Origin of the sequence: Sphingomonas sp. 66-10 (assembly GCF_001897045.1) — a bacterium.
In the GTDB taxonomy this organism is placed as follows: domain Bacteria; phylum Pseudomonadota; class Alphaproteobacteria; order Sphingomonadales; family Sphingomonadaceae; genus Sphingomonas; species Sphingomonas lycopersici.
This window is the reverse complement of sequence record NZ_MKRR01000162.1, coordinates 1-5073: the sequence shown is the minus strand read 5'-3', so window position 1 is coordinate 5073 and position 5073 is coordinate 1. Positions and strand designations below refer to the sequence as shown.

The following is a 5073-nucleotide window of genomic DNA, read 5'->3' as shown; positions in this document are numbered from 1 at the left end:
CTGGGCGCAGGGCCGCGACCTTCTGACCTCGCGCGACGTGCTGGTGATCGACGAAGCGGGCATGGTCGGCACGCGCCAGATGGAGCGTGTGCTGTCCCATGCCGCCGAGGCCGGGGCCAAGGTCGTGCTGGTCGGCGATCCGCAGCAATTGCAGTCCATCGAGGCAGGCGCGGCGTTCCGTTCGATCCATGAGCGGCATGGCGGCGTCGAGATCACCGATGTTCGCCGTCAGCATGAAGGCTGGCAGAAGGATGCCACCCGGCACCTTGCCACCGAACGCACCGGCGAGTCGATCCGGGCCTATGCCGATCATGGCATGGTGCATCAGGCCGAGACGCGCGAACAGGCGCGCGGTGAGCTTGTCGAGCGTTGGGATCGCGAGCGCATCGCCGCGCCCGATCAATCGCGCATCATCCTCACCCACACCAATGCCGAGGTGCGCGACCTCAACGACGCGGCGCGCGAGCGGATGCGCGCGGCGGGCGAGCTAGGCCGCGATGTTCGCTGGGAGGTGGAGCGCGGCGAACGCGACTTCGCCGCTGGCGACCGTGTGATGTTCCTGCGTAACGAGCGCAGCCTTGACGTGAAGAACGGCACGCTGGCGGCCATCGAGCAGGTCAGCGCCGGCCATATGGCCGTTCGCACCGATGACGGGCGCAGCATATCGTTCGACCTCAAGGATTATCGCGACCTCGATCATGGCTATGCCGCCACGATCCATAAGGCGCAGGGCATGACCGTGGATCGGGCGCATGTGCTGGCGACGCCGGGGATGGATCGCCACGGTGCCTATGTCGCGCTGTCCCGTCACCGCGACGGCGTGGACCTCCATTATGGCCGCGACGACTTCAAGGACGAGTCCCGCCTTGTCCGCACGCTGGGCCGCGAGCGCGCCAAGGACATGGCGACCGATTACGCCAAGGCCGATCCGGCACAGCAGTTCGCCGAGCGGCGCGGCATCGCGTTCCGCGAGCGGGTGGCCGAGATCGTCCGTCCTGTGGTCGAGAAGGCGCGCGGGATCTTCGACACCTTCCGGCCCAACACCCCGGCACAGGAACGCGACATCTTCGCGGGCTTTCAGCCCAAGTCGGTCCCGCAGCAGCCGGAACGGGAGAACAGCGCCCAGCGCCAACCGGCGCACGATATGCAGCCCGCCCGCGCGGGCGGCGTGCGCGGCGCGGTGGAGCGCTACGCCAAGGCCATGGACGCGATCCAGCAGACCCGCGCGCAGGGTCTGGACGCCATGCCCCACCAGCGCGAGGCGTTCGAGCGGGCGCGCGATGCGCTCGACGCGATCCGGCCCGAAGGCACCACCGATTTGCGCGCGGCGTTCGAGCGCCAGCCCGAGCTAATCCGCGAGGCGGCGGGTGGGCGCGGCCTTGCCGCCATGCAGGCGATGCAGCTTGAGGCGGAAATCCGCATGGACCCGTTTGCCCGCGCCGACCGGTTCGTGGAAGGCTGGCAGCAGTTGCAGCGCCAGCACCACGAGCTTGTCCGCGATGGCGATTTTCGGGGCGCACGCGCCGCCGCGCAGGAGATGCGTGGCCTCGCCAAGAGCCTTGAGCGCGATCCCCAGCTTGAATCGGTGCTGTCAGGCCGCGACCGCCGCGACCTTGGGCTGGAAGCGACAGAGCGGATGAGCCGCAGCCTGTCCACCGCCCTTGCCGACAGCATCCCCCACGACCTTGGCCGCGAGATCAGTCGCGGCCTCGGCATGAGCCGCTAGCAGAAAGGAACATATGATATGAACGAAGAACAAGCCCTGTTGAGCGAACCCCAAGCCCCGCCCAACGCCGCCGCCGAGGCGTTCGCGCACCTGGCGCAACAGGTGACGCGAATGGACGACCGTATGGCCGGGCGTATGGAGTTGCTGACCAGCGCTGTTGAAAATGTCGTGCGGGAAAAGCAGGCCATCGAGATACCCGATTACACCTCCACCCTTGGCGAGATGAACGGGCGGCTGGCTACCTTTGCCGGACGGCTTAAAACCATCGAAGAATCCCCCGCACAGCAGCTTACCCCGGAGAATATGGGCCAGCGGATCGCGAAGGCGGCGGCCATATCGCGCCTAGCCGATGACGCCTCGTTCCGCGAATGGGATAAAATCCTGAATGCCCGTGTCGAGCAGGTCAATGGAATCATCGGCACGGCCAAGACCAAGGAGCAGCACAAGACCGCCTTGCAGCTTTGGTGCGGCGGCGTGGGTGCCGTCGCCTTTCTGGCGGGCATCTTCCTGCCGGTCATGTTCCTGCGCATCATGCCCTTAAGCTGGCATCAGCCGGAAAACATGGCGGCATGGGTTGTCGGGGAAGCGACGCCTTGGGATGCGGGCATCCGCCTGATGCGTGCAGGCGATCCCGACGCATGGGCGGGGATCACCGCCGCCGCCGAGATACGGCGCGATAACCGCGACACCATCGCGGTGTGCGAACGCACCGCCGCCAAGGCCAAGGGGCCGGTCAAATGCACCATCAGGATCGGGAAACCAGAATCTTGATCGGATCGCTCGCAGCACGCCCGCGAAGCCGGCTGGCCGCTACGGCGCTTGTTTGTTAGCACGCGGCCAGTCCGCTTCGATATGCGAATTTGTCGCGAAACCAATGACCGGAAGTGTCCCGTTATGTTCCGGATCATTTCATAAAAGCCCACAAATATTGTGGGAGTATGTGTGGTATTGGATTTCTAAGGTCTCCACTTTATCGTGTAAAAACAACACGATAAAGTGGTTGACTGGTGCCCAGAAGAGGACTCGAACCTCCACGCCCTTGCGAGCGCCAGCACCTGAAGCTGGTGCGTCTACCAATTCCGCCATCTGGGCACGGGGTAGGCCGGCGCCTCTAGGGGAGGCAGCCCGGCCTTGTCAACCGGGCTCGCTCAGGGCTAGGCGCTCAGGCATCGAAAATCTTTTTTGGACGGCTCGCGCATGAAGGACAGGTTGGTCACGCTCGTCGGTGGCGGAGGCTTTATCGGCCGCTATGTCGCCCAGGCGCTGCTCGCGGCGGGAGCGCGGGTCCGCGTCGCGCAGCGCGATCCGCGCGACGCCTGGTTCCTGAAACCCCTCGGCGGGCTCGGCCAGACGCAATTCGTCGCCGCCGACGTCACCCGCCCCGATACGATCGCGCGCGCCATCTCGGGCGCCGATCATGTCGTCAACCTCGTCGGCAGCTTCGCCGGCGATCTCGGGCGCATCCATGTCGAGGGCGCGCGCGCCATCGCGCAGGCCGCCGCACATAGCGGTGCCGAATCGCTCGTCCATTTCTCCGCGATCGGCGCCGATGCCGAATCGCCCTCCTCCTATGCGCGCACCAAGGCCGAGGGCGAGGCCGCGGTCCGTGCCGCTTTCCCCAAGGCGACGATCCTGCGCCCCGCCACCGTATTCGGCCGCGAGGACCAGTTCACCAATCGCTTCGCCGCGATGATCGCGCGGCTCCCCGTGGTGCCGGTGCTGCGCGCCGAAACGCGCTTCCAGCCGGTGTTCGTCGGCGACGTCGCGGCGGCGGCAGCCACCGCGCTCGCCGATCCGGCGCGGTTCGGTGGGCAGGTTTACGAACTCGGCGGCCCCGATGTGCTGACGATGCTCGGGCTTCACGAGTGGATCGCACGGACGATCGACCGCGACCCCGCCTTCCCCGCGCTGCCCGATATCGCCGGGCAGGCGATCGCGATGTTCGGCTTCCTACCCGGCGCGCCGCTCACCGCCGACCAGTGGAAGTTGCTCCAGCGCGACACCGTCGTCGCGCCCGGTGCGGCGGGGCTCGCCGCCTTGGGCGTCACCCCGACCCCGCTCGCGGCGGTCGCCCCCGACTGGCTGGTGCGTTATCGCCGCGCCGGTCGTTTCGCGGTCACCGCCAAGGCCTGATTTCATCCCGCGCGCCTCGCTCGCGCGGGGCGCCGACGCGAGGACCATCCCCACATGACCGACCTGCTGATCGTGATCCTGCTCGGGATCGTTGAGGGCGTGACCGAATTCCTGCCCGTCTCCTCCACCGGGCATCTGATCCTCGCCGGCGCGTTGCTCGGGCTGCCCGAGGCCGATGCGACCTTCGATATCGTCATCCAGCTCGGCGCGATCCTCGCCGTGGTGGTGTTGTTCTGGGGGCGCTTCATGATCGTCGCGCGCGGGCTGCTGCGCCGCGAGCCGCAAGCGATCGCCTTCACCCGCAACGTGCTGCTCGGCTTCCTCCCCGCGGCTTTGGTCGGCGCGGTCGCCTATAAGGCGATCAAGGCGGTGCTCGAGGCGCCGGTGATCGCCCCGACCGTGGTGGCGATCGCGCTGATCGTCGGCGGCATCGCGATCCTCGTCATCGAACGCTTCGCCCCGCCGTCGAAGGGCGGGATGGTCGAGGATATGTCGTGGCGCACCGCGCTCGGCGTCGGGGTGCTGCAATGCCTGGCGATGATCCCCGGGGTCAGCCGCTCGGGCGCAACGATCATGGGCGCGCGCGCGATGGGGGTCTCGCGCGAGACCGCGGCCGAATACAGCTTCTTCCTCGCCATCCCGACGATGCTCGGCGCGACCGCGCTCACCTTGTGGAAGAGCCGTCACGAATTGAGCGGCGCACATGTCGGGTCGATCGCGATCGGGTTCGTCGTTTCGTTCCTCGTCGCGATGGTGGTGATCCGCTGGTTCATGTCGATCGTGGCGAAACATGGCTTCCAGCCCTTCGCCTGGTATCGAATCGTTGCCGGCGCCGTTGCGCTCATCGCAATTTTCCTCCATTAAGACCGATACGGACGCTTTATTGGAGCGTTATTCGCTCTTTTCGACCCGATAAAAGGGCCAAACCGCCATATAGGTCAGCAATGCTGACTTGTTGTCCCGACCCGGCTGTGAGAACGCAGCCGGCGGAGGGCTTATGGCTGTTGAAAAGATGCTTCGATTCGTCGCGAAGGCGCAGTCCTATCCGGACAAGCGCGGGGCGGCGGCGCGTGCGGCGGACTTTCGCGAGATCGCCGATCGCTATGCGGAGACGGCGGCCGAGGATCAGGCGTCGCGCTGCTCGCAATGCGGGGTGCCTTATTGCTCGGTGCATTGCCCGCTCCACAACCATATCCCCGATTGGCTGCGGCTGA

4 protein-coding genes, 1 tRNA gene and 1 pseudogene are annotated in these 5073 nt (G+C 66.6%); 5 read left to right on the top strand and 1 reads right to left on the bottom strand.

Translation table 11 applies throughout. The annotated features are described in order from the left end of the window. The coding region (locus BGN95_RS25360; protein WP_286774400.1) for an AAA family ATPase at positions 1-1726 on the top strand (1726 nt) is incomplete at its 5' end. A gap of 18 nt (positions 1727-1744) precedes the next feature. Continuing rightward, complete coding sequence (locus BGN95_RS25355) at positions 1745-2497, top strand: DUF6118 family protein (protein ID WP_286774399.1); 753 nt, start codon at positions 1745-1747, stop codon at positions 2495-2497. Positions 2498-2731: 234 nt separating this feature from the next. Here BGN95_RS25355 and BGN95_RS25350 read toward each other — a convergent pair. Next, positions 2732-2818: transfer RNA gene (locus BGN95_RS25350), tRNA-Leu, on the bottom strand. Between the two features lie 105 nt (positions 2819-2923). On the opposite strand from BGN95_RS25350, the gene BGN95_RS25345 reads away from it, so the two are divergent. The 3 genes and pseudogenes from BGN95_RS25345 to BGN95_RS25335 all read left to right on the top strand — a co-directional run. Continuing rightward, positions 2924-3859, top strand: a complete 936-nt coding sequence (locus BGN95_RS25345) for a complex I NDUFA9 subunit family protein (protein ID WP_286774398.1) — start codon at positions 2924-2926, stop codon at positions 3857-3859. A gap of 54 nt (positions 3860-3913) precedes the next feature. After that, positions 3914-4723, top strand: coding sequence for an undecaprenyl-diphosphate phosphatase (locus BGN95_RS25340; RefSeq protein WP_265313378.1), 810 nt, complete (start codon positions 3914-3916; stop codon positions 4721-4723). Between the two features lie 133 nt (positions 4724-4856). Next, positions 4857-5073, top strand: a pseudogene (locus BGN95_RS25335) (NAD(P)-dependent oxidoreductase); the annotation flags it as partial.

Excerpts from the sequence above, each read along its gene's own strand:
- BGN95_RS25345 (WP_286774398.1), top strand. The coding sequence starts at position 2,924 with ATGAAGGACAGGTTGGTCACGCTCGTCGGTGGCGGAGGCTTTATCGGC.
- BGN95_RS25340 (WP_265313378.1), top strand. The coding sequence starts at position 3,914 with ATGACCGACCTGCTGATCGTGATCCTGCTCGGGATCGTTGAGGGCGTG.
- BGN95_RS25355 (WP_286774399.1), top strand. The coding sequence starts at position 1,745 with ATGAACGAAGAACAAGCCCTGTTGAGCGAACCCCAAGCCCCGCCCAAC.